We start from the raw sequence: 19539 nt of genomic DNA, 5'->3' as shown, positions 1-19539 counted from the left end.
CCGCAGGAAGCTGAAAGCCCCGCGCTTCGAGAAAATTCTTGAGCTGGAGCGCAAGGCAGGCAACACAGGTCCATATGTCCGAGGCGTAATTCGGGACGGAGCGTAACGATGACCGGTATGACGATCCGCCGCTTCAGCCTTGTCTCCTTCGCCCTTGTCATGAGCCGGACCGGCATCCTCAGTTGATGCTCCCCGCCTGATTGGCCGCCGGGCGCGCCGTTTGCGCGCATGATCCCCGCGGCAACGGGTGGCACATGTCGCCGCCCTCACGTTCAAACACGATGCGGTTTGCATATCCCAGGACGGCGCGACCCTTTCACCGAGCGATATCGGGATCGTCGTTCGCCTGACCGCATCACATGACGCCCGGCTTCTCGCCGGCTTTCGAGGTATCATGATCAAATCGCGTTCCTTGGGCCCAGACGATCTTCCAGCTCCCAGCGAGCGGAAGGCGGCTCGCCGCAATTTGTTCGTCGCCTTCACGATCCTGTTCTGCACGGTCGGCATCCCGGCGATGATGATTCCGGTGCTGCTCGGCGCCATCCAGGACGATACCGGCTGGTCGAGAGGGGATGTATCGACCCTCAACTCGATCAAATTCGGTGTCGGCGCCGCCACCGCATTCTTCACGGGCCACCTGGTCGAACGGTTCGGCGTCAAGCGCCTTGCCGTCCTGTGCGCCGTGATGGCGGGCGTGGCGCTGGCGATGTTCGCCAATGCCACGACCCTGCCCATGCTCTACCTCGTCGGAGCGCTGTTGGGCTTCAGCGCGCTTGGTACGGCGACCTCGATGAAGATCTTCGTGTCCCAATGGTTCGTGGAGGGCCAGGGGGTGGCGGTGGGGATCGCCTTTATCGGCCTGAGTTCCGCTGGCGTGGTGGTCCCGTGGCTGACCACCGTCGCGGTCGATGCCTATGGCTGGCGCAGTGCCGTATTGATCATGAGCGCCGGAATCTGGTTCGTCGCATTGCCCATCCTGCTGTGGGGCGCGCGCGAACATGTCCAGCCGTCTGCGCGAACGGAGGATGGCCCGGCTGTCGACGAAAGCCCGGCGGACGCGTTCCGCAGCATTCGTTTCTCGTCCGTCTTGATCCTCCTGCTCTGCTCGAACTTCCTCATCGGTCTCGTCGATGAATCGGTCGCCACCCATCTCTTCCTGTTTCTCGACCGCGAGGTGCAGCTCGGCGCTGGCATTGCCGCCATCGGCTTCTCCAGCGTCATGCTGATGAGCAATGTTGGGAAGATCGGCTTCGGCTGGCTGATCCAACGCTTCTCGACGAGCGGGGCGGCTGCCTGCTTCTTCATCGCCGCCTTTGGCGTACTGCTGACGTTGCCGGTCGGCGGAGTCGGCACGATCGTCCTTCTCGCGATCGTCTATGGACCGACGCAGGGCGGCTTCCTCGTCAATATCCCGGTGCTGTCCCGCCAGATCTTCGGCCCGGTCGCGATGATCCGGGTGATCGCGGTGATGACGACGGCGTTCAACCTGGGCGCGGCGGTCGGTCCGGCGGGCGTGGGCTATGTCTTCGACGCGACGGGATCGTACCGGATCCCGTTTATCCTGCTCAGCGGCATCGCCGTGCTTGCCGCGTTCCTGATGGTTCTTTGCGGCCGACTGGTGCGAAGCGACCCGCTTCAGACAAGGGCGCCGGAGCCCGGCTGAAGGCCCCTCGGTGCCGGAACGCCGGAAGCGGACAGTCGGCAAACGACCTCATAGCAGTCGTTAGCTTGCAAGCGGCCAAGGGTTCCAACCGGTTGCTGATGCTTCCGCCTGAACATCACCGCTGAATATGTCGACTGTTGCTCGCGCTTTTACGGAAGGCAATTCGGAACCGTTCTCGTGAAGCGCATACTCGAACACACCCTTTCCCTCGGTCTCAGTAGCCTTCGGGTGCATCGTCACGAACAGACCGATTTTGGAGATACCGGCGCGTTCCAACGCCAAGTCCATCGCTGGTTCAGCGATAGCCTTCATTCGCATGATGTGGAGTCGCTTAGGTTGCATGCTCGATTGACCCTAATCAATGGAATGGCAGCTAGCCAATCGATAGCCGCCGTGCTTGCAATGTTGGAATTGGTTTGCTTGCATCGGCGGGTCGCGTGGCGGCGGCTCTTTGATTGCGTCGATCCGTTCGGTTCAATGGTTCTCGGAACCCCCGCCGGACAAAGGCGACAAAGTTGACAGAATAAATCGCGTTCCGCGTAACTTCGTCAACTTCCGGGCGATCCGTTGTCGATCGACAATTTCCGGAATCCACCAAATACCGGACTCAGGCTCGATCGGCCCATCACCGCGCGTGGTAGAAATCGTAGACCTGCTGCGCGACCGCGGCGCTGACCCCCGGCGCCTTGCGCAGATCCTCGAGGCTCGCCCCGCGCACCGCGCGCGCGGTGCCGAAGTGCATCAGCAGCGCCTTTTTCCGCGCGGGACCAATACCGGGCACCTCGTCCAGCGGGCTGGCGGTGAGCGCCTTGGCGCGCTTCTGGCGGTGCGCACCGATCGCGAAGCGGTGGACCTCGTCGCGCAGCTTCTGGATGTGAAACAGCGCCGGTGAGTTGACCGGAAGCATCCGCTCGCTGCCGTCCATCAGGTGGAACACCTCGCGCCCCTCGCGCCCGTGATGCGGCCCCTTGGCGACGCCCACCATGCAGACATCCTCGATCCCCAGTTCCTCGAGCACGCCGCGCGCCGCATTGAGCTGGCCGCGCCCGCCGTCGATCAGGACGAGATCGGGCCACACGCCCTTGTCGCGATCGGGATCTTCCTCCTGCGCGCGGCTGAAACGGCGCGTGAACACTTCGCGCATCATCGCGAAATCGTCGTCTGTCGCGGCGCTCTTGATGTTGAACTTGCGATACTGGCTGGTGCGGAACCCCTCCGGCCCGGCGACGATCATCGCACCGACCGCATTGGTCCCCTGAATGTGCGAATTGTCGTAGACCTCGATCCGGTCGGGCGGATCGGCCAGCCCGAACAGGTCGGCGATGTCGCGCAGATTCTTCGCCTGGGTGGTCGATTCGGCGAGCCTCCGGTCGAGCGCCTCGACCGCGTTGCGCTTCGCCTGTTCCAGCAGCCGCCGCCTTGTGCCCCGTTGCGGCATGCCGATCGCGACCTTGCGCCCCGCGCGTTCGGCCAGCGCCTCCGACAACAGCTTCAGATCGTCCATGTTGCGGTCGACGAAGATGGTGCGCGGCGGCGGCACCTCTTCATAGAATTGCATGAGGAACTGGCTCAGTACCTCCTCCTCCGGCACTTCGGCGGTGTGCGCGGGGAAGAAGGCGCGATGGCCCCAATTCTGCCCACCGCGGATGAAGAAGGCCTGGATGCCGATCGTGCCCTGCTTGGCGGCGAGCGCGAAGATATCGGCGTCGCCCACCCCCTCGGCATTGATCGCCTGCGACCCCTGGATGAAGGTTAGCGCCTTCAAGCGGTCGCGCAGCACCGCCGCCAGCTCGAAATCGAGATTCTCGGCGGCAGCCTGCATCTGTTCGCCGAGCTTGGCCTGGACCTTGGTCGACTTGCCCGACAGGAAGTCGCGCGCGTCCGCAACGAGTTCCTCATAGCCCGCTTGATCGATACGATCGACGCAGGGCGCCGAGCAGCGGCGGATCTGGTAGAGCAGGCATGGCCGGTCGCGGGTGTTGAAGAAGCCGTCGGTGCACGACCGCAGCAGGAACAGCTTCTGCAGAGCGTTGAGCGTCTTGCGCACCTGTCCCGCGCCCGCGAACGGGCCGAAATAGTCGCCCTTGATCCGCCGTGCGCCGCGATGGAGCTGGACGCGCGGAAACGCGTGATCGCCGCGCAACAGGATGTACGGGAAGCTCTTATCGTCGCGCAGCAGGACGTTGTAGGCGGGACGGAAGCGCTTGATCAGCTGCGCCTCGAGCAGCAGCGCCTCCGCCTCGTTATTGGTGGTCACCACGGTCATCGACCGGGTCTGCGCGATCATGCGGCGCAGGCGGTTCGAGAGCTTGGCCGGCTGGGTGTAATTGGCGACGCGATTCTTGAGCGCGCGCGCCTTCCCTACATAGAGCACGTCGCCGCGCGCATCCTGCATGCGGTAGACGCCAGGCCGCGCGGGCAGCGTCTTCAGGACATTGCGGATCGCCGCCACGCCAGTGTCGAGATCGGGGGTTTCCGACCCACGCACGGCATAGGTGGCGGTTTCTTCGTTGAAGCGATTGGGGGAATTGGGGTCCGACATGCTCCGCGCGATGTAAGCGGATTGCACACCGGTTTCCATCTGATAGCTTTGCCGAAAATCAATTGGGGGACTGTCACATGCGTATGCTTACCGCTCTGCTCGCCACATCGCTGCTCGCCGCGCCCGCGCTCGCCGGACCGGACTTCGCCCCGGCGGTGGATGCGGACTATGCCGCGCATCTCGAGAAGCTGTTCCTCGACTTCCACAAGAACCCCGAGCTGTCGTTCAAGGAAACGCGCACCGCCGCGATCATGGCGAAGGAGTTGCGCGCGGTCGGCGGCATCGTGGTGACCGAGGGCGTCGGCGGGACCGGCGTGGTCGGCGTGATGAAGAATGGCGACGGCCCCGTGGTGCTGGTGCGCGCCGACATGGACGGCCTGCCGCTCAAGGAGGATAGCGGGCTTTCCTACATGTCCAGCGTCACCCAGACCGATATCGATGGCGTGGTGAAGCCGGTTATGCACGCCTGTGGCCATGACGTGCACATCACGTCATTGATCGGCACCGCGCGCCAGCTCGCCAAGCTGAAGGATCGGTGGAAAGGCACGGTGGTGTTCGTCGTCCAGCCCGGCGAGGAACGGATCGACGGCGCGCGGCGGATGATGGCCGACGGCCTCTATACACGCTTCCCCAAGCCCAATTACGCGGTCGCCTTCCACGTTACCGCGGGCATCCCGACGGGCAAGATCGGGCTGGAGCCGGGGATCAGCAGCTCGTCGTCGGACAGCGTCGACATCACCATTCCCGGCATCGGCACGCACGGTGCCGCGCCGCATATGGGCAAGGACCCGATCGTGATGGGTGCCGAGATCGTGATGGCGCTGCAGACCCTGGTCAGCCGCGAGATCGCGCCATTGAAGCCCGGCGTGGTCACGGTCGGTTCGTTCCATTCGGGCTTCAAGCACAACATCATCTCCGACAAGGCGGAGCTTCAGCTGACCATCCGTTCGGACGATGAGGACACGCGCAAGAAGCTGATCGACGGGATCAAGCGCATCGCCACCAATGTCGGCCGCATGAACGGCATGCCCGAAGACAAGCTGCCGCAGGTCAAGGTCGGCTTCGAATCGACCCCGGTGACGCTCAACGACCCGGCGCTGACCAAGCGGGTGCGCGGCGCGCTGACCGGCGCGTTCGGCAACGACATCATCCATTTCGAGGAACGCCAGGGCATGGGCGCCGAGGACTTCGCCTATTTCATCCAGAAGGATACGGGCGTGCCCGGCGCCTATTTCGTGGTCGGCGGCACACCCCAGGCGGACATCGACGCGGGCAAGAATGGCGGCAAGCCGGTACCCGCGCACCATTCGCCCTTCTTCAAGATCGATCCCAAGCCGTCGGTCACGCTCGGCACGACGGCGATGACCGTGGCGGTGCTCGACCTGCTCAAGAAATAGCCCGTCATCCGGCCGCCAGCCGTTCGTCGAAAGGCGATTGCGGGCGGCCGGGCGCATTTTAGCCTGTCGTGCGTCAAAGCAATGGGAGGAATGCCATGAAGCTTGCCATTACCGCCGCGATCCTGCTCGCCGCCGCTGCTCCGCTTGCCGCGCAAAAGCTAACGCCGGCCATTACCGCCGCGCTGACCGATCCGGCACGCCCGGCCGACCAGCGCGCAACCGACGCAGCGCGCAAACCCGGAGAGTTGCTGGCATTCGCGGGGATCAAGCCCGGCGACAAGGTCGCGGACTTCGTGATGGGCGGCGGGTACTGGACGCGCATTCTGTCCCCGCTCGTCGGCGCGAAGGGCAAGGTCTATGCCTATCAACCCGACGAGTTCATCAAGTTCCGCGCCGCCTATAGCAAGGAGCAGGAGGCTACGGTCGCCGACCTCGCCAACGCCGTCGCGCTGAACGACAGCCTCGCCGCGTTCAGCTTCCCCGAAAAGCTCGATGCGATCGTCACCGTTCAGAATTACCACGACATGTTCCTCGCCCCCTTCCCCAAGGGCACGGGCGAAGCGGTGACCCGCAAGCTCTACGACGCGTTGAGGCCCGGCGGCGTGCTGCTGGTCGTCGATCACGTCGCCAATGCGGATCCGGAGAACAAGGCGCCGAACCTCCTTCACCGGATCGATCCTGATCTGGCGCGGCGCGAAATCGAGAAGGCGGGTTTCCGCTTCGCGGGCAAGCTCGACCTGCTGCGCAACACCACCGATCCGCACACCACAAACGTCTTCGACAAGTCGGTCCGCGGCAAGACCGACCAGTTCGTGTTCAAATTCGTGAAACCGCGCGCCCAGTAGAGCGCCTTCGGGCGCCGCTCCCGTACGGAACGGCGCCCGCGTCCGTTACTGCCAGTCGGCGCGGCCTTCCTTGCCGTCAAGGAACGGGCGCACGGTGCGCACCAGTTCGGGCGCGAGGAAGATGTCGTAATGGGTGCGGCCGGGCAGGATGGCGAGGCGATGCTTCGTCACATGCTCACGCTGCCACCCGCCGTCGCGCTGGCCACCGCCGAGCAGCTTGAAGAAGTCGACGCTCCCCTCCGGCCGCCACATATCGGCATCGCCGACCACCAGCATCACCGGCATGGTCAGCGCCTTCACCTGCGACGACCAATCGAAGTCGCGGCGCATCAGGTCGCCCATCTGGTCGAGCAGGCGCGGGAAATCCTCGACCTTCGGCGCGCGCGCGGCGTAGCTGGTGTACATCGGCGTGCCCTTCATCATCGGCGCCATCGCGGCGGTGAGCTGCCGCTGGATCGGCACCATCTCGGGCTGGATGCCGGCGGTGGACAGGGTCATCGACACCAAAGCCAGGCGGCGCACACGATCAGGATGCTGGGCGGCGAGCTGGAAGGCGACCCCGGCGCCCATCGAATAGCCCATTACATCGACCTGCTTATAGCCGAGCTTGTCGAGCAGAACGTTCATGTCGCCACCCATCGGCTCGATCGCGATCGGGCGGGTTCCGAGCGGGGTGCGGCCATGGCCCTGAAGATCGACGGCGATCACCTGACGCCCGGCGGCGAGCGCGGGCAGGATCGGAGCGAACATCTCGATCGAGCCGAGGCCGCCATGGAGCAGGAGCAGCGGCTCACCCTGGCCGTAGATCTCGTAATGATAGGCGATCCCCGCCACTTCGACGGCGCCTGAGCGGACCGCGGACTGGGTGGTGGCGGTCGGTGCGGTCTGGGCGTGAGCGGCGAGCGGCGTGGCCAGAGCGGCGGCGGCGAGCAGCAGGTGCGAGCGGATCGTTGCGAACATGTCTTCGTCTCCTGTTCCGGCGCGCGGGTTTGAGCGCCTTCATGAGGACGACGAACGGCAATCGCCGATTTCGACATGCGATCCGAAAAAACTTCGCCCGCGCGGCAGAACCCGCGCGGGCGAAGCAATCAGAAGCGAAAACCGAGGCCGACGGTGCCCTGATGGCGGCTGCCGACGATCCCGCTATAGTCCGAGAAACGATATTCGGTGCGGGCGACGAACTTGCCCATATTATACTCGATGCCCGCGCCGAGCCGGTAGCCGCCGTGATTCCCTGCCGAGCTGCTATCGGGATTCGCCGTCGTGGCGGGCGAGTCATAGGTCCCACCGAGCCGGGCGTTGGTGTAGCCGGCCTTGCCGTAGATCATGACGTTGTCGCTCACCACCGCACCGAGACGGCCGCCGACATAGAAGTCACGCCCGGTTTCGGAGCAGGCGCGGTCATTCGCAACGACCACGCTGGTCTCGCAGCCCTTCTTGGTCGATCCGGTCACTTCCCCCTCCACGCCATAGCGCAGCTTGCCCGCGCCCAGATCATAGGTGGCAGCGCCGCCGTACAGGACGCCAGTGTCCTTGAAGCCTCCGCCGCTGGCGTGATCGACACCGCCGATCACAACGATGCTGGGGCCGGTGAACGGCGCGGCATCCTGCGCGGCGGCGGGGACCGCGGCGAGCGCGGCAGGCAGAATCAGGGCTGTGGCGAGAATTCGCATGGTGTGTCTCCTCAATGGTCGGGGTGCCGGCAAGGGGGCCGGCAAAGGGGTACGCGATGCTCCTCGAGCAGGACTCGGCCGCTGCATATCGGCCGGAACCAGTGATCGTTTCGGAGCCGGGCAGTTATTTGCTCGAATTATGGCGCGTGGAATTTAGTCCGCCCCAACGCTGAACCTCAGATCAACGGCGGGTGTCAGGCGTCGAGGACGTCGCGAACCTTGAGCGCCAGCTGCTGGACCGTGAACGGTTTCGCCAGGAAGGCGACGCCATGGTCCAGCATCCCGTTATGGACAATCGCGTTACGAGTGTAGCCGGTGGTGTAGAGGACCTTCAGCTCAGGCCGCATCTGGCGCGCGCGGTCGGCAAGGACGCGGCCGTTCATGTCCGGCATGACGACATCGGTGAAGAGCAGGTCGATCCGCGGCTGTATCTCCAGTACGGTCAGCGCCTGGCTGGCGTCCGACGCCTGAACCACGACATAGCCCAGCTCACGCAGCGCATCGACCGACATGTGCCGTACGCCCTCCTCATCCTCGACCACCAGGATGATCTCGTCCGCTTTGGCCCGCGGCAGTGCATCCGGCGAGAGCAGCGCGCCCGGCGCCTCCGCCTCGCCAAAATGGCGCGGCAGATAGAGCTTCACCGTCGTGCCGACACCAGGCTCGGAATAGATTTTCACATGCCCGCCCGACTGTTTGACGAAGCCGAACACCTGGCTGAGACCCAGCCCGGTCCCCTTCCCCACCCCCTTGGTCGTGTAGAAGGGTTCGAAGGCGCGTTCGATCACCTCAGGCGGCATGCCGGTGCCGGTATCGGTTACCGACACCATCACATATTGGCCTGGCGCGACATCGCCATGGGTTGCGGCATAGCCGTCGTCCAGGTGCGAGTTCGCGGTTTCGATGGTCAGATGGCCCCCGCCCGGCATCGCGTCACGCGCGTTGACGCACAGATTGAGCAGGGCGTTCTCGAGCTGCACGCCGTCGATGAAGGTGGCCCACAGACCGCCCGCCAGCACCGTTTCGATCCGGATCGTCTCGCTGATCGTCCGGCGCAACAGTTCGGACATGCCGCCCACCAGCTTGTTTGCATCAAGCGCTCGGGGCGCGAGCGGCTGCTGACGCGAGAAGGCGAGCAATCGCGCCGTGAGCTGGGCCGCGCGCTCCGCGCCCTCCATCGCATTGTCGATTCCAGCGCGCGCCTTGTCCGGATCGGTCTTGAACCGCCGCTTCACCATGTCGAGGCTGCCGATGACGATCGCGAGCATGTTGTTGAAGTCGTGAGCGACCCCGCCGGTCAGCTGGCCCATCGATTCCATCTTCTGCATCTGGCGCAGCTGCGCCTCGGCCGCCGCGCGGTTCGCCGCCTCTTCGGTGATCCTGCGATTCGCCTTGAGCAGCGCGTCGCCCACCTCGATGGCGACGCGCGCACGACGGCGCGCGTCGCGCGCGGCATAGGCGGCAAGTGCAAACACCACGAATGCGCTCGTGATCAGCCACAAGGTGAGCCAGGCGGACCAGCTCGCCAGCGCCTGGGACCGCTCCGTCAGATAGCGGCTCTCCTGCGCCTTCATCGCGCCGATGATCGTGCGGCAACGATCCATCAGCGTCTTGCCGATCCCGGCCCGGACCAGTTCGGTGGCACGATCAAAATGCCCCGCGCGCGCTTGGTCCAGCCCCACGGACAGTCGCTCGACACGCGCGATCGCGCATTGTGCCAATTGGTCGGCGGCGAGAAGCTGATCCGGATGATCGGCCACCATTGGTCTCAGCGCGCCGAGATCGCCAGTCAGCTCGCGACGGGCATCGAAATAGGGCTGAAGATAGCCCGGGTCGCGCGTCACCAGATAGCCGCGCTGTCCGGTCTCCGCGTCCTGAAGGCGCGAGCGGATCGTGCTCAGTTGTTCCTGGACCTTGAGCGTATGGACCACCATTCGCTGCGCGGTCTGCTGGCGCTTGAACAACGTAAGGGTGCCCAGCACGGCCGCCGCGATCACGACGAAGCCGATGGTCAGCGCAATCAGCCCACGATCTCGGCGAGCTTCCCCCATGCGGTCGACCGTACGTGAAAAAAAGGGCGCGGCAAGATGCCACGCCCTTTTTTGCGATCAGCCCCTGAAGGCAGGATCAGTTCAGCCGCGACAGCCCCGCGATGGTGCTATCGACCAGCGGCTTGTCGGCGCCCGCATCGTGCTTCTGCGCGATGATCGCCGCCGCCGCCCGGGTCGCCGCATCGGCGGCATGGGTGCGGACTTGATCGAGCGCGGCGCGTTCGGCTGCCGCGATCTTGTCCTCGGCCATCTTGGCGCGGCGCTTCACCAGCTCATCCGCGTCAGCCTTGGCCTTGGCCACCAGCGCCTTCGCCTCTTCGTCGGCATGCGCGACCATCGCCGCCGCCTGCGTCTCGACGCCGGCCAGCTTCGCGGCATATTCGTCGCGCAGCGCTTCGGCTTCGGTACGCAGCTGCTCGGCTTCGGCCAGACGCGCGCGGATGCCCGCGATCTGCTTGTCGAGCATCCCGCCGATCAGCTTCGGCACGCCCTTCCAGACCGCGACGAGGATGAGGATACCCATCGCCGCCGCAACCCACATGGTCGCGTCCAGGCCAAGCGCGGTCGGCTCGGCATGATGCTCGGCACCAGCCTTCGCCTCGGTGCTGGCATGCGGCATGCCCTCAAGCTTGTCGGCGTTTTCCAGCCGGTTCGCGACCTCGGCCGAAGCCGGGGGCAGGGTTTGCGTATTAGCCATTGGCGATCACCGTCTTCACCGCGCTGCTGGCTTCGGCGGCAGTCGTCTTCACGCCGGAGAGGCGCGCGACGATGTCCTGCGCCGCGTCCGCCGCGACCGATTCGATTTCCGCCAGCGCCGACTTGGTCGAAGCCGCGATGCGCGCCTCGTCCTCGGCCAGCTTGGCGTTCAGTTTCTCGGCGGCGCCGGCGAGCGACTTGGCGGTCGCCGCAGCGGCCTTGTCGCGCGCCTTGGCGAGCAGGGTCTGCGCCTGCTCACGCGCCGCATTCTCCTGCTGCCGCCAGTTTTCCTCGGCCGCATCGGCCTGGGCGCGCGCGGCTTCGGCGGCGGCGAGATCGTCGGCCACCGACTTGTCACGGCTGTCGATCGTCCCCTGCACCTTGGGCACCATACCCAGGCCGATGACGAAGAAGACAAAGCCGAAGGTCAGCAGAAGCCAGAAGATCTGCGACGCATAGGTTGCCGCGAGCTGGGATATCTGAGGCATCGGAATTCCCCTTCCGCCGCCGGACGAGCGCTAGGCCCATCCGGCGTGGAAGTTCAGACGAGTGTTAGGCGACGAAGATCAGCAGGACTGCAACGACGAACGCGAGCAGACCGAGAAGCTCGGCGGCCGCGAAGCCGATGAACATGTTGCCCTGCTGACCAGCGGCCGCACCCGGGTTACGCAGTGCGCCCTGCAGGAAGGCGGCGAACACCGCGCCCACGCCGAGCGCTGCGAGGCCCGCGCCAACCGCCGCGAGACCTGCACCGAGGAGCTTTGCTGCTTCTGCGTCCATGATTCTAACTCCAGTTCAAAAGTTCAAAGGTTCAACAAGAAAGCGGATCAATGATGTTCGTGCAGGTGCACGGCATCGTTGATGTAGAGCGAGGTGAGCAGCGCGAAGACATAGGCCTGCACGCCCGCCACCAGCAATTCGAGCGCCGAGACGCCGACCATCAGCGCGAAGCTGGCCGCGCCTACCGGGATCGCCCAGCCGGTCGGTCCCGACATGATGATGAAGCCGGCCAGCACCTTCAGCAGGATATGGCCCGCGGTCATGGCGACGAAGAGTCGCAGCGCGAGGCTGAACGGCCGCACCATGAACGACACCATCTCGATCGGCACCACCAGCAGCAGCACTGGGATCGGCGTGCCATGGGGCACGAACAGCTTGAAGAAGCGCAGACCATGCTTGGCGAAGCCGACGATCAGCACGATCGAGAAGGACAGGATCGCCAGCACGCCGGTGACGGTGAAGTGGCTGGTCGCGGTGAAGGGATGCACCCCGGGGATCAGGCCCAGCGGAAGCAGGCCGACGATATTGGCGAACAGGATGAACATGAACAGCGAGAAGACATAGGGAAGGAATTTGCGTCCTTCCTTGCCGATATTCGCTTCCAGCAGCTTGTCGATGAAGCCGGTGAAGCCCTCGACCGCCATCTGCCAGCGGCCAGGCACAACCTGACGCTTCATCCCGCCGAGCATGAAGACCCACAGCAAAGCCGCGGCCGCGATCAGCCACAGCGCGCTGTTGGTGAAGGCGATCTGATGTCCACCGACATTGAACATGTCGGCGATCGACTGCACCTCGAACTGGTGCATCGGGTCGATCTTGCCTGCTTCTTCAGCCACGTCCGCTTCCCATGTAACCGAAGCGCCCGAAAGTCATTTCGAGCGCTGGTTCGAAATCCGAATGATGTTCCTGAAGGCGCTGACGACCCCAAGGGTCAACATCACCAGCAGGAGCCAGGGAGAGGTGCCGAGGAAATAATCGAGCGTCCACCCGATCACCCCGCCTCCCAACAGCCCGCCGATCAGCTCGGCGAGAACCCGGTTGCCCAGACGATAGTTGCGCCCGTCTTCCCCGTTGCCCTCGCCCTTGCGGATCGCCTCTTCGGATTGTGCCCGTGCCAGCCGCTCGTTGAGCGAAGTGACGCGTGCATCCTCCTTGAGGGGGTCCAGTCCGGGCTCGTTCTCGGCCATATCGTCTCTCCTCAGTGCCTGTGACACTAGGCTAAACGCATATACCAAGCGGCGAGCCCGCCAAGGCAGGCGCGCTTTAGAAAGGGGGGTGCCCCGAGTCAACCGCAGTGCAATATTCGGCGCTTGGCGCGACGCGCGCGGGGGGATTATGGCTGCCGCGCCAAGGGAGGGCCAGCATGACCGAGCATGAGTATGAGTCGCGCATCGAATGGACCGGTGATCGCGGTGAAGGCACGCGCAGCTATCGCGGTTACGATCGCACTTGGGAAATCCGCATCGAGGGCAAGCCCGTCATCGCCTGCTCGAACGATCCGCTGCTGGGCGGCGACCCCGCAAAGCCCAATCCGGAAGACCTGCTGATCTCCTCGCTCGCGTCCTGCCACATGCTTTGGTACCTGCACCTCGCGTCGAGCGCGGGGATCGTCGTGCGGAGCTATGTCGACCGTCCGGTCGGCGTCGGCGAGACGGCGAAGAACGGTGCGGGACGCTTTCTGCGCGCCACGCTCCGCCCGGTGATCGAGGTCGAACAGGGCGCAGATCTCGTCCGCGCCGAGGCGATCCATCACGAGATCCACGACTATTGCTTCATCGCGCGATCGGTGAATTTCCCCGTCAGCTACGAGCCGCGCTTCATCGAGGTGTAGACGAGCCCCCTTGAATGCTTCCGGCTTTCGCGAAACAACCGGGGCATGGGGGAAGGTTCGGACACTAGCGGCCACCGCGCCCGCCTGCGCCAGCGGCTGCTGACCGATGGCGAGGGGCTGCTCGATCACGAGCTGATCGAGTATCTCCTCGCGCTCGCCATTCCCCGGCGCGATACCAAGCCGCTGGCCAAGGCGCTGATCCACGAATTCGGCGGCATCGGCGGCCTGCTTACCGCCGACGCCGAGGCGATCGCGCGGGTGCCGGGGATGGGCGAAACGTCGGTCGCGGCGATCAAGATCGCGCACGCCGCGGCGCTGCGCCTGCTGCGCGGCGAGGTCGCGGCGCGGCCGGTGCTGGCGAACTGGCAGGCCCTGCTCGATTACCTCCGCGCCGACATGGCCCACCACGTTATCGAGCGGGTGCGCGTGCTGCACATGAACAGCCGCAACATGTTGATCCGTGACGAGCTGATGCAGGAAGGATCGGTGGACGAGGCGCCGGTCTATGTCCGCGAGGTGATCCGCCGCGCGATCGACCTGGGTTCGGCGGCGATCATCCTAGTCCACAACCACCCAAGCGGCGATCCCGCCCCCAGCCGCGCCGATATCGAGCTGACTCGCAACATCGTCGAGGCCGGCAAAAGACTCGGCATCGCGGTTCACGACCACATCATCATCGGCACCGAAGGCCATTCGAGCCTGCGCTCGATGGGGTTGATGTAGCCGACGCCGACGCCCCCGCCCCTCCGTCACCCCGGCCTTGTGCCGGGGTCCACCGGGAGGCAGGCACGGAGCAAGAGGCTCGAGCCTCGCCGTCGCGGCTTCGTGGCCCTCGGCACAAGGCCGGGCGACGCGGAGGAACGGAAAGCCCTTCGATTGCCCGGCACGACTCAGCCCCACGCAAAGCGGCCGCCGGACCGGAGTCCGGCGGCCGTGGGACGGGAGATGCGAGGTTCCCGCCCCTAGAGCGCAACCTTGCTTACGAAGCCGCAGCCGGCGTCAGGAAGATCTTGAGCTCATCCTTGTTCACGCCGCCCGACTTGTCGGCATCGGCCTGGGTGAGCGCCGCGCTCAGCCATTTCTTGTCCGCGACCGATTCGCCCTTGAAGGCAGGCTCACTCGCCGAACGCAGCGCAACCATCCAGCTGCTGAACTCTTCCGCCTTCAGGCTGCCGTCGGCGTCCTTGTCATAGGTCGGGAAGCCCTGATCGACGACAGCGGCGATCTGGGTGGCGTTCGCCGGCTGCTGTCCCTGGGGCGCAGGCTGCGGCTGCTGCTCGGCGGTTTGCGCCGGCTGTTCGGCCGGAGCAGCCGGCTCAGCGGGAGTCGCCTCCTGCGGCTGCTGCGCGGTTTCCGCCGGCTGTTCAGTGGCGACCGGAGCTTCTGCCGGCTGGGCCGGCTGCTCCGCGGGCGGCGGCGCTTCCTGAGCAGGAACCTCCTGAGCAAGCACCGGCGCCGAAATCATCACCGCACTAGCAAGAAGAATGGACTTAATCATGGAATATCTCCTGAGTTATTCTATCCACATCCCGGATTAGGATTCAGGATAGCTCGATTGATCTGCATCCATTAAACCCGTTGTATATTTATCACGTTCCATCATTTAATTTAACGGATTCTCCACTTGACGGCACCAAAACTCAGTTCATCGCATCGACGTGCAGAATTCACGACGAATTGATTGGAATTATTTGCCAGTGCGCCCGGTTTGCCGCAACGCGGCACCTTTGCTAGGGGCGCCCGCGCAGCACGAAAGGCATTCCGATGGTCCCCCGCTATTCCCGCCCCGCCATGACCGCGATCTGGTCGCCCGAAACCCGCTTCGGCATCTGGTTCGAGATCGAGGCACACGCCACGCAGGCGTTGGCCGAACTGGGCGTGGTGCCGGAAAGCGCCGCCAAGGCGCTGTGGGACTGGTGGGCGACCAAGCCGCAGATCGACGTCGCCGCGATTGACGCGATCGAGGCGGTCACCAAGCACGACGTGATCGCCTTCCTGACCTGGGTTGCCGAGAATGTCGGCGATGAAGCGCGCTTCATGCATCAGGGCATGACCAGCTCCGACGTGCTCGACACCTGCTTGTCGGTCCAGCTGGTCCGCGCATCGGACATCCTGCTCGAAGACCTCGACCAGCTGCTCGAAGTCCTCAAGCGCCGCGCCTATGAGCACAAGCTGACCCCGACGATCGGCCGCAGCCACGGCATCCATGCCGAACCGGTGACCTTCGGCCTCAAGATGGCCGAAGCCTATGCCGAGTTCAGCCGCAACAAGGCGCGCCTGCTCGCGGCGCGTGCCGACATCGCCACCTGCGCGATCTCCGGCGCGGTCGGCACCTTCGCCAATATCGATCCACGCGTCGAAGCGCATGTCGCCGACAAGCTCGGCCTCGCGGTCGAACCGGTCTCGACCCAGGTCATCCCGCGCGACCGCCACGCGATGTTCTTCGCGACGCTGGGCGTGATCGCCAGCTCGATCGAGCGCCTCGCGGTCGAGGTCCGCCACCTCCAGCGCACCGAAGTTCTGGAAGCGGAAGAATATTTCTCGCCGGGCCAGAAGGGCTCGTCGGCGATGCCGCACAAGCGCAACCCGGTGCTGACCGAGAACCTCACCGGCCTCGCCCGCATGGTCCGCAGCGCGACCATCCCCGCGATGGAGAATGTCGCGCTGTGGCACGAGCGCGACATCTCGCACTCCTCGGTCGAGCGGTACATCGGCCCGGACGCGACCATCACGCTCGACTTCGCGCTCGCGCGCCTTACCGGCGTGATCGACAAGCTGCTGGTCTATCCCGTGCGGATGCAGAAGAATCTCGACCGCATGGGCGGCCTCGTCCACTCGCAGCGCGTGCTGCTGGCGCTGACCCAGGCCGGCGTGTCGCGTGAGGACAGCTATCGCCTCGTCCAGCGCAACGCGATGAAGGTGTGGGAGAGCGACGGCGAACTGTCGCTGCTCGAACTGCTCAAGGCCGATGCCGAGGTCACCGCCGCGCTCTCGCCGCAGGAGATCGAGGAGAAGTTCGACCTCGATTACCACTTCCGTCAGGTCGACACGATCTTCGCCCGGGTGTTCGGGGAATAATACCAAAGATTGACGCCGCCGCCGGTTAGTGTGACGCTCCTGTAACACAATGGGAGACCGGCGATGGCCAAGGCGAAGAAGAGCAAGTCCACCAAGGCGGGCAAGCTGCCCAAGTCCGTCGCCGGGATCGAGCTGCCCAAGGAACTGCGCAAGCAGGGTGCCAAGCTGCTCGACCTGATCAAGAACCCGATGGTCGGCGATCTGGTCGCCGCGGGTCTGGTCGCCCTCGCTGCCAATGTCCGCAACCAGGGCAAGCCGGCGGACGGTTCCGACGACGCGGGCAAGGCGAAGGACAAGACCACCACCGCCGAGGCGCTGGGCAAGACCGCCGCGACGCTCGCCACCGTGGTCGCGGCGCGCGCTGCCGAGAAGATCACCAGCAAGCTCGCCGAGCGACCCGCGCCGCCGCCCGCACCCGCCGCAGCGGCTCCCGCTGCCGCCCCGGCCCGCGCGCCGGCGAAACCCCGCGCCTCGACTCGCGCCAAGGCCGCCGCCCCGCTCAAGGCAGGCCCGACGCGCAGCGCACCGGCCAAGGCGCCGACCAAGCCAGCGGCCAAACCAAAAACCGCTACTTCCGCATCCAAGCCCGCAGCGAAAACCCCGGCAAAGGCGGCACCCAAGCCCGCCGCCCCGTTGAAGGCCGGTGCGACGCGCAAGGCCCCCACCCGCAAGCCTGCGGCGCGCAAGCCCGCGCCCAAGTCCGCCAGCTGACGCCCGGCGCGCGATGGGCGCGGTGGAGATCATTGGCCTGGCCGCCAGCATCAGCCTGCTCGCGGGCTGGCGGCTTTACCTCTGCGTCTTCGCCGTCGGCCTCGCCATGCACACCGGCTGGGTCGAGCTGCCCCAGCAGTTGAAGGCGCTCGATGTCCTCGCCAACCCCTGGGTGATCGGCATCGCCGGATTCGGCGCGGTCGCGGAGTTCTTCGCCGACAAGGTGATGTGGCTCGATTCGGCATGGGACGCGGTGCATACGCTGGTCCGCCCGGTCGGCGGGGCGCTGCTCGCGCTGGCGATCGTCGATCCCTCCGACCCGGCGTGGCAGGTGATGGCGCTGCTGCTCGGCGGCAGCGCGTCGCTGCTGACGCATGGCGCCAAGGCGAGCGGCCGCGCCGTGGTCAATGCCAGTCCCGAACCGGTGAGCAACGCCGTGGTCTCGACCGGCGAGGATATCCTGACCGGCGGGTTGCTCGTCCTCGCGCTCGCCAATCCGGTCGCGGCGGTTGTGATCGCCGTGCTGATCTTCGCCGCGACGATCGCGGCGCTGATTATGCTGCGACGGTTGCTGCGCAGGCTGCTGCCGTCGAAACCCACCAATCCGGCCTAGCCGAACAACTCCCCCAGAAAATCGCGCATCGCCTGCCAGCTGCGGCGGTCGGCGGCTTCGTCATAGCCGAAACCCGGCCGCGGCGAGCCCTTCATACTCGGGTCGCTGAAGGCGTGCCCGGCATTACCATAACCGTGAAGCTGCCAGTCGGCGCCCACCTCTGTCAGTTCGGCAGCGAGCGCGGTCACCGCCGCGGGCGGGGCGAGCGGATCGTTCCAGCCATGGCAGATCAGCAGCTTCGCCGCGATCGGGCGGGGATAGTCGTAGCCGGGCGGATCGAAGATACCGTGGAACGCGACGATTCCCATCACATCGCCGCCTGAGCGCGCAAGATCGATCACCGACTTGCCACCGAAACAATAGCCGATCGCCGCCGTCTTCGCGGTATCGACCTGCGGCAGCGCCTTCAGCGCCGCAACGCTGGCGTGGAGCCGGTCGCGCAGCAGCGGACGATCGGCGTTGAGCTGGTCCATATAGACCGTGGAATCGGGCGCCCCGCGCGTGGTGCGCTTGCCCTGGCCATAGGTATCGACGACGAAGCCGACATAGCCGAGCGCGGCCAGCCGCTCGGCGACCACGCGATCCTGCTCCTTCTCGCCCAGCACATTGGGGACGATCATCACGCCGGGCCGCAGCTGGTCCCATGAGGTGTCGAACGCCGCTACACCCTCGAACGGACCGCCTGGCCCGTCATACACGATGGTTTGCCTTTCGATCGCCATGTCCATCCTCCGTTGCCCTCTGCGCGTCATCCGCTAAGGACGCGGGCAAATTCCCGCAAGGAGTCGCCCATGCCCACGCTCGTCCTGATCCGCCACGGCCAGTCCGCCTGGAACCTGGAAAACCGCTTCACCGGCTGGTGGGACGTCGATCTGACCGAGCAGGGCGTCAAGGAAGCTTGGGCCGCAGGCGAGCTGATGAAGGAAAAAGGCCTCGACTTCGACCTGACCTTCACCAGCTTCCAGAGCCGCGCGATCAAGACGCTCAACCTCGCGCTCGAGGCAATGGGCCGGCTGTGGCTGCCGACCGAGAAGAGCTGGAAATTGAACGAGCGCCACTATGGCGGCCTCACCGGGCTCGACAAGGCCGAGACCGCGGCCAAGCATGGCGACGATCAGGTCAAGATCTGGCGCCGCAGCTTCGACATCCCGCCCCCGCTGCCCGAAGCGGGGTCGCCCTGGGATCTCGCCAAGGACCTGCGCTACAAGGGTATCCCGATCCCGCAGACCGAAAGCCTCAAGGATACGATCGAACGCGTCCTGCCCTATTGGGAAGAGCGCATCGCGCCTGAGCTCAAGGCCGGCAAGCGCGTGCTGATCGCGGCGCACGGCAATTCGCTGCGCGCGCTGGTCAAGCATCTGTCGGGCATCTCTGACGACGAGATCGCGAGCCTGGAGATCCCGACTGGCCAGCCGATCGTCTATGAACTGGCGGACGATCTGACGGCAACCGACCGCTATTATTTAAACGAGCGCTAGAGCACGCGATACGCACACCGTTTTCGCGGATCGTCAGAGCGCATATCGCAATGCCAGGTTCGTCTCGGCGAACCTGGTCTCGTTTCACGTCGATGCCAGCCCTGCGACTTCAGGCGCGGCGGAATTTGCGCCACTCCCTCGATATCGTATACGCCTCGGATACACGAACAGATCGGAAGAT

The 19539-nt window shown here is 65.3% G+C and carries 21 protein-coding genes; 9 read left to right on the top strand and 12 right to left on the bottom strand.

Features of this window, described 5'->3' with window-relative positions; genetic code table 11:
- Positions 1–412: 412 nt before the first annotated feature.
- A complete protein-coding gene (locus AC07M1_RS04255; protein ID WP_495161318.1) occupies positions 413–1663 on the top strand; it encodes an MFS transporter in 1251 nt (416 codons plus the stop codon).
- Between the two features lie 60 nt (positions 1664–1723).
- Here the strand turns inward: AC07M1_RS04255 and AC07M1_RS04250 are convergent, their stop codons facing one another.
- Positions 1724–1975 carry a hypothetical protein gene (locus tag AC07M1_RS04250; protein ID WP_495161317.1) on the bottom strand — a complete coding sequence of 84 codons (252 nt, stop codon included), beginning with the start codon at positions 1973–1975 and terminating at the stop codon, positions 1724–1726.
- 313 nt (positions 1976–2288) lie between these two features.
- Positions 2289–4205 (bottom strand): excinuclease ABC subunit UvrC, encoded by a 1917-nt coding sequence (gene uvrC, locus AC07M1_RS04245; RefSeq protein WP_495161316.1) that lies wholly within the window; start codon positions 4203–4205, stop codon positions 2289–2291.
- 77 nt (positions 4206–4282) lie between these two features.
- Here uvrC and AC07M1_RS04240 point away from each other — a divergent pair, with 77 nt between their 5' ends.
- Together AC07M1_RS04240 and AC07M1_RS04235 are read left to right on the top strand one after the other, a co-directional pair.
- Positions 4283–5602, top strand: coding sequence for an amidohydrolase (locus AC07M1_RS04240; RefSeq protein ID WP_495161315.1), 1320 nt, complete (start codon positions 4283–4285; stop codon positions 5600–5602).
- A gap of 95 nt (positions 5603–5697) precedes the next feature.
- Positions 5698–6447 carry a class I SAM-dependent methyltransferase gene (locus tag AC07M1_RS04235; RefSeq protein WP_495161314.1) on the top strand — a complete coding sequence of 250 codons (750 nt, stop codon included), beginning with the start codon at positions 5698–5700 and terminating at the stop codon, positions 6445–6447.
- Positions 6448–6492: 45 nt separating this feature from the next.
- Here AC07M1_RS04235 and AC07M1_RS04230 read toward each other — a convergent pair whose 3' ends face one another.
- From AC07M1_RS04230 to AC07M1_RS04195, 8 genes are all read right to left on the bottom strand, one after another.
- On the bottom strand, positions 6493–7407 hold the full coding sequence (locus tag AC07M1_RS04230) for an alpha/beta fold hydrolase (RefSeq protein ID WP_495161313.1): 915 nt from the start codon (positions 7405–7407) through the stop codon (positions 6493–6495).
- 128 nt (positions 7408–7535) lie between these two features.
- Positions 7536–8120, bottom strand: a complete 585-nt coding sequence (locus AC07M1_RS04225) for an outer membrane protein (RefSeq protein WP_495161312.1) — start codon at positions 8118–8120, stop codon at positions 7536–7538.
- 194 nt (positions 8121–8314) lie between these two features.
- The gene (locus tag AC07M1_RS04220) at positions 8315–10171 is read right to left on the bottom strand and encodes a CHASE3 domain-containing protein (protein ID WP_495161311.1); all 1857 of its coding nucleotides are present in this window, start codon (positions 10169–10171) and stop codon (positions 8315–8317) included.
- A gap of 76 nt (positions 10172–10247) precedes the next feature.
- Positions 10248–10868 (bottom strand): F0F1 ATP synthase subunit B family protein, encoded by a 621-nt coding sequence (locus AC07M1_RS04215; RefSeq protein WP_495161310.1) that lies wholly within the window; start codon positions 10866–10868, stop codon positions 10248–10250.
- Positions 10861–11355 (bottom strand): F0F1 ATP synthase subunit B family protein, encoded by a 495-nt coding sequence (locus tag AC07M1_RS04210; protein WP_495161309.1) that lies wholly within the window; start codon positions 11353–11355, stop codon positions 10861–10863. Before AC07M1_RS04210 ends, AC07M1_RS04215 begins: the two co-directional genes overlap by 8 nt.
- A 64-nt stretch (positions 11356–11419) precedes the next feature.
- Complete coding sequence (locus tag AC07M1_RS04205) at positions 11420–11647, bottom strand: ATP synthase subunit C-like protein (RefSeq protein ID WP_066573537.1); 228 nt, start codon at positions 11645–11647, stop codon at positions 11420–11422.
- A gap of 47 nt (positions 11648–11694) precedes the next feature.
- A complete protein-coding gene (locus AC07M1_RS04200) occupies positions 11695–12453 on the bottom strand; it encodes a F0F1 ATP synthase subunit A (RefSeq protein ID WP_495162811.1) in 759 nt (252 codons plus the stop codon).
- A gap of 63 nt (positions 12454–12516) precedes the next feature.
- Complete coding sequence (locus AC07M1_RS04195; RefSeq protein WP_495161308.1) at positions 12517–12834, bottom strand: AtpZ/AtpI family protein; 318 nt, start codon at positions 12832–12834, stop codon at positions 12517–12519.
- A gap of 176 nt (positions 12835–13010) precedes the next feature.
- Here AC07M1_RS04195 and AC07M1_RS04190 point away from each other — a divergent pair, with 176 nt between their 5' ends.
- The gene (locus AC07M1_RS04190) at positions 13011–13478 is read left to right on the top strand and encodes an OsmC family protein (protein ID WP_495161307.1); all 468 of its coding nucleotides are present in this window, start codon (positions 13011–13013) and stop codon (positions 13476–13478) included.
- 45 nt (positions 13479–13523) lie between these two features.
- Positions 13524–14201, top strand: coding sequence for a RadC family protein (gene radC, locus AC07M1_RS04185; RefSeq protein ID WP_495161306.1), 678 nt, complete (start codon positions 13524–13526; stop codon positions 14199–14201).
- Between the two features lie 256 nt (positions 14202–14457).
- Here the strand turns inward: radC and AC07M1_RS04180 are convergent, their stop codons facing one another.
- Positions 14458–14976: an EF-hand domain-containing protein gene (locus AC07M1_RS04180; RefSeq protein ID WP_495161305.1), complete on the bottom strand. Its 519-nt coding sequence runs from the start codon at positions 14974–14976 to the stop codon at positions 14458–14460.
- A gap of 266 nt (positions 14977–15242) precedes the next feature.
- Here AC07M1_RS04180 and purB point away from each other — a divergent pair, with 266 nt between their 5' ends.
- From purB to AC07M1_RS04165, 3 genes are all read left to right on the top strand, one after another.
- Positions 15243–16556: an adenylosuccinate lyase gene (gene purB / locus AC07M1_RS04175; protein ID WP_495161304.1), complete on the top strand. Its 1314-nt coding sequence runs from the start codon at positions 15243–15245 to the stop codon at positions 16554–16556.
- A 63-nt stretch (positions 16557–16619) separates the two neighbouring features.
- Positions 16620–17267, top strand: coding sequence for a hypothetical protein (locus AC07M1_RS04170; RefSeq protein ID WP_495161303.1), 648 nt, complete (start codon positions 16620–16622; stop codon positions 17265–17267).
- Positions 17268–17280: 13 nt separating this feature from the next.
- A complete protein-coding gene (locus AC07M1_RS04165; RefSeq protein WP_495161302.1) occupies positions 17281–17880 on the top strand; it encodes a DUF4126 domain-containing protein in 600 nt (199 codons plus the stop codon).
- On the opposite strand, the gene AC07M1_RS04160 is transcribed toward AC07M1_RS04165, so the two are convergent.
- Positions 17877–18602 carry a dienelactone hydrolase family protein gene (locus tag AC07M1_RS04160; protein ID WP_495161301.1) on the bottom strand — a complete coding sequence of 242 codons (726 nt, stop codon included), beginning with the start codon at positions 18600–18602 and terminating at the stop codon, positions 17877–17879. The genes AC07M1_RS04165 and AC07M1_RS04160 overlap by 4 nt on opposite strands.
- A 69-nt stretch (positions 18603–18671) precedes the next feature.
- Here AC07M1_RS04160 and gpmA point away from each other — a divergent pair, with 69 nt between their 5' ends.
- Complete coding sequence (gene gpmA, locus AC07M1_RS04155; RefSeq protein WP_495161300.1) at positions 18672–19358, top strand: 2,3-diphosphoglycerate-dependent phosphoglycerate mutase; 687 nt, start codon at positions 18672–18674, stop codon at positions 19356–19358.
- The last annotated feature ends 181 nt before the right edge of the window (positions 19359–19539 follow it).

This window comes from Sphingomonas sp. GW821-FHT10C01 (genome assembly GCF_059415525.1).
Note: the sequence above shows the minus strand (reverse complement) of the source record. Positions and strands in the feature narration are given on the sequence as shown.